At 45.8% G+C, this 518-nt stretch carries 1 protein-coding gene; it reads left to right on the forward strand.

Translation table 11 applies throughout. The annotated features are described in order from the left end of the window. Positions 1 to 518 (forward strand): ABC transporter permease (locus R7P74_RS29365; protein ID WP_318124263.1); only part of this gene is annotated, 518 nt, incomplete at both ends.

A 518-nucleotide genomic window follows, 5' to 3' on the forward strand; every position in this document is an offset into this window, starting at 1 on the left:
CGCCAGAGCGAATCGCAGCAATGAAAGAATTGCTAGGTTTCGTTGATGGTCCTATTTACATCCAATACCTGTCCTACATTAAAAACATTCTAAGCTGGGAGCTAGGTACTTCAATTCAGTTCTATCCGCTTTCAGTAAACTCTCTACTTGGCAGTGCATTTGGCTGGTCTCTGTTCCTAGCTGGTACAGCGGTTGTACTTTCTTTCTCAATCGCATCAGTTCTTGGCATCTTCGCCGCTTGGAAACGTGGTAGTCGTTACGATGCCTTCGTAACACCAGGCACACTGATCATCCAAGCTATCCCACAAATGGTTATCGCAATGCTAGCGCTGTTTACCTTTTCAATTGGCTTGAAATGGTTCCCATCTGGCTACGCTTATACACCAGGCACCGTGCCAGATTGGTCAAGCTGGGCATTCATTAAAGACGTTGGTTACCACGCGGTACTGCCTCTATTTTGTGCAACGATTGTTCAAATCGGTGGCTTCCTAGTAAACATGCGTAACAACATGATCAAC

Source organism: Vibrio sp. 2033 (assembly GCF_033339735.1).